Genomic DNA, 4,070 nt, shown 5'->3' with positions numbered 1-4,070 from the left:
CCGCCGCAGGCACGCCGACGGGCCGCCCGGCACCGTCGGACCCGGCACCGTCTTCCTCCAGCTCGACGGCGTCGGCCACGACGTGCTGGAGGCGGCCACCGCGAAGGGCCTGATGCCGACCGTCGCCGCCTGGCTCGGCGCGCCCGCGCCCGGCACCGGTCACGTCCGCGCCACCCACCGGCTCACGCCGTGGCGCACCGACTGGTCCAGCCAGACCGGCGCCAGCCAGCTCGGCATCCTGCACGGCAGCAACCACGACGTGCCCGCCTTCCGCTGGTACGAGAAGGAGAGCCGGGAGGTGATGGTCTGCAACCGCCCCTCCAGCGCCGCCGAACTCCAGCGCCGCGCCGTCGAGCGCACCGGCGACGGGGGCCTGCTCACCGTCGACGGCGCGAGCCGCGGCAACCTCTTCAGCGGCGGCGCCGACCAGCTCGCTCTCGTCCTGTCCATCGCGGCCCGCCGAGGCAAGCGGAACCGGTCCCGCGCCGGGTACTTCGCCTACTTCTCCGACCCCGCCAACGCGGTCCGCACCGCCATGTCCTTCGCCGCCGACGTGCTGCGCGAGATCGGCCAGTCCACCCGCGCGCGCCTTCGAGAACAGCGGCCCCGCGTCAAGCGCGGCGGCCTCTACCCGTTCATCCGCGCGTTCGCGACCGTCGTCGAACGCGATGTGGTCGTCGCCGCCGTCATCGGCGACATGTTCGCGGGACGCGCCGCGATCTACGCGGACCTCGTCGCCTACGACGAGGTCGCCCACCACTCCGGGCCCCACAGCCGGGACGCGGAGAAGATCCTCGAACGCCTCGACCGGTCCATCGCGTTGATCGCGCAGGTCGCCGAACACGCCCCCCGCGCCTACCGCATCGTCCTGCTCTCCGACCACGGGCAGAGCCCCGGCGAGACCTTCCTCGGCCGTTACGGCCTCACGCTCGGCAACCTGGTCCGCGCCGGCTGCGGTCTGCCCGTGCCGCGCAAGGCGGAGCGCACCCACAGCGGCGCCGAGGCCCGCTCGGCGGTCCGGGCGGCCCTGCGCATCCCCGTCGAGGAGGGCGTCGAGGAACACCGCCCGGCCCGCCGCTCCGAGCCGGTCGTGCTCGCCTCCGGCAACCTCGGCCTGGTGTCCTTCCCGGATGTGCCGCACCGGATGAGCCGGGAGGAGATCGACGCCCGCCACCCCGCCCTGCTGTCCACCCTCGCCAACCACCCCGGCGTCGGCTTCGTCCTCGTCCGCAGCGAGGAGCACGGCGGCCTCGTCCTCGGCGCGCACGGCTCGGAGATCCCCGTCGCCGAACTGAGCGACGACCGTGCCGGACCGCTGGCCGACTTCGGACCCGGCGCCGCCGACTCCGTACGCCGCACCCACGGCTTCCCGCACACCGCCGACATCATGGTCAACTCCTGGTACGACCCCCAGGAGGGCGAGGTCCTCGCCTTCGAGGAACAGATCGGCTCCCACGGCGGCCTCGGCGGCTGCCAGTCCCGCCCCTTCCTCCTCTCCCCCCTGGCCCTCTCCGCACCGGTCGAGCAGAACGAGGAGCTGGTCGGAGCGGAGCACATCCACCGGGTCCTCAGACGCTGGCTGAGAGAGGCGGACGGCCCGCAGATACCGGTGGGGGCGCAGGCGCCCCGCAGGGGCGCGGGGAACTGCGCGACCAGCCCGGACGAACCCGCACCCGCCCATCCACAGGACCCGGCAGACGCATAGGCACCCGGCGAAACCCCTGAGCGGCACCCGGCCCCGAAAAATCGGCTGCGCCTCTTCGAACAGGCGCCCACACTGGTGCGCACCGTCCGGAGGACAACCCCAGGAGCCCACCCCTTGCAGGCAGCCGTCACCGTCACCCCGTCCCGTCTCCCCGAGTTGCTGCTGGGCCTCGCCACCGTGCGGCCCGTGTTCGTCTGGGGCGCGCCCGGCATCGGAAAGTCCTCCCTGGTGCGGGACTTCGCCGAGTCGCTGGGCCTGGAGTGCGTGAGTCTGCTGGGTACGCAGCTCGCCCCGGAGGATCTGATGGGCGTACCGCAGATCCGCGACGGGCGCTCGGTGTTCTGCCCGCCGGAGGCCATCGCCCGCGACGAGCCGTACTGTCTGTTCCTCGACGAGCTGAACGCGGCGACCCCGGACGTCCAGAAGGCGTTCTACTCGCTGATCCTCGACCGTCGCATCGGCGCCTACGAACTGCCGAAGGGCTCCATCGTCATCGGCGCCGGAAACCGCGCCACCGACAACGCCCTCGCCCGCCCCGTCGCCTCCGCGCTCGTCAACCGGCTCACCCACGTCCACCTGGAGGTGTCCGCGAAGGACTGGCTGGTGTGGGCGGCGGGCAGCGGCATCCACCCCTGGATCGTCGACCACCTCACCGACCGCCCGGACCACCTGTGGTCCAAGCCGCCGAAGACGGAGGAGGCGTTCTCCACCCCGCGCTCCTGGCACATGCTCTCCGACGCGCTGCACTCCTTCGGGCCGGGCCTCGACGAGGACACCCTCCAGGTCCTCGCCCACGGCACCCTGACGCCCGCGCACGCCGTCGCCTTCTGCGGCTACGTCAAGGTCGTCCGCAGCCGCTTCGGCATCGAGGCGATCCTCAAGGGCGACGCCCGCTGGCCGAGCCGCATGGAGGACCGCGACCTGCTGTACTTCCTCGCCGACTCCTTCCGCGGCCGGCTCGTCAAGGACCTGCCCGCCAGCAAGCAGCACATGTCGGCGAACGCCCGGCAGACCGCGTACCGTGCCAAGTCCCTGCTGGTGCAGCTCGCCGAGATCTCCGTCGAGGTCGCCCAGACGGTCATCGCCTCCGACGCCGACGGCCACCCCGTGCTGCCCGCCTGGTTCCTGGTCGAGGCGGCCCGTGACATGCCCCGGCTGGTGGAGGCCCGCCGATGAGCCGGACCGGCGGAGGACAGCACAAGGGCAAGGGCGGCAAGAAGCGGGACGCCGCCGGCGCCGCCTACTCCGCGGGCCTGGCACTGGTGCGGGCCAACCCGGCGCTGCGCGCGATGGGGCTCAGCCACTGCCGCGACGAGAACTGCCGACTGGTGCCCCGCGACGGCCTCGTCCGCGTCGACTCCGAGGGCGAGGTGCACGCCCACCCCGACCGGCTCGCCGCGCCCGGCACCTGGGCGTGGGCGCTCGCCCACGCCACCCTCCACGTCGGCTTCGGGCACGTCCCGGCCGCCACGGGGGAACGCGAGCAGCCCGACCGCTTCGACCTCGCGGCCCGCTGCGTCGTCGTCAACCGCTTCCTGCTCACCTTCCCCGTCGGCGACGCCCCCGAGCACCTTCCCACCTCCTATCCGGACGGCGACGAGGAGCAACTCGCCGCCCGGTGGCGCCGCGACGGACTGCCCACGGTGTACGAGCGCTGCGGCACCGCCGACAGCGAGCCCGACCAGATCCTGCTCACCTGGCCGAAGTGGGCGGGACAACTCCCCGACTGGCAGCTCGCGTTCGCCCACGCCCTCGCCGGGACCATGTCCGCCGCGATGGACATGGCCGGTGGCCGCCGTGACTCCCTGGACGGCGAGGCGGTCCGCAAACGGCCCTGGGAGAAGGCGCTGAGCTGGTTCATCTCCTCCTACCCCCTGCTCGGCGGCATCGCCTCCGGCATGAGGATCATCGCCAAGGCGGACATCGCCCACGCCCACGACATCGCCGTCGCGGCCGTCGACGCGACGGCGGGCGAGATCTACATCAACCCGCTCCGCGACTTCGAGGACGAGGAGTGGCGGTTCATCCTGGCCCACGAGATGCTGCACGCCGCGCTGCGCCACGGCGACCGCTGCGGCACCCGTGACCCGTACCTGTTCAACGTCGCCGCCGACTACGTCATCAACGGCTGGCTGTGCGAGATGCAGGTCGGCACCATGCCCGAGGGGCTGCTGTACGACCCCGAGCTGAAGGGTCTGTCCGCCGAGGAGGTCTACGACCGCATCGCCGGCGACCTGCGCCGCAAGCGCCGTCTTTCCACCCTGCGCGGCAAGGGCACGGGCGACATCCTGAGCGGTCCGCTCGGCGCCCCCGGCGACTACGTCGACCTCGACGAGTTCTACCGGCGAGGCCTCGGCCGAGGCCT

3 protein-coding genes are annotated in these 4,070 nt (G+C 72.9%); all 3 read left to right on the top strand.

Going from position 1 to position 4,070, the window contains the following annotated elements:
• A partial coding sequence (locus AOK15_RS35665) for an alkaline phosphatase family protein (RefSeq protein WP_055522546.1) occupies positions 1-1,705 on the top strand: 1,705 nt, incomplete at its 5' end.
• Positions 1,706-1,819: 114 nt separating this feature from the next.
• Entirely contained in the window at positions 1,820-2,881 is a 1,062-nt protein-coding gene (locus tag AOK15_RS35660; RefSeq protein WP_055522545.1) for an ATP-binding protein, read from the top strand.
• Positions 2,878-4,070: DUF2201 family putative metallopeptidase (locus AOK15_RS35655; RefSeq protein ID WP_055522543.1), on the top strand; the 1,193-nt coding region annotated here is incomplete at its 3' end. The genes AOK15_RS35660 and AOK15_RS35655, both read left to right, overlap by 4 nt.

Origin of the sequence: Streptomyces ossamyceticus (assembly GCF_001418475.1) — a bacterium.
GTDB classification, from domain to species: Bacteria; Actinomycetota; Actinomycetes; order Streptomycetales; family Streptomycetaceae; genus Streptomyces; species Streptomyces ossamyceticus.
The sequence above is the reverse complement of the archived record's forward strand: the minus strand, read 5'-3'. Positions and strand labels throughout refer to the sequence as shown.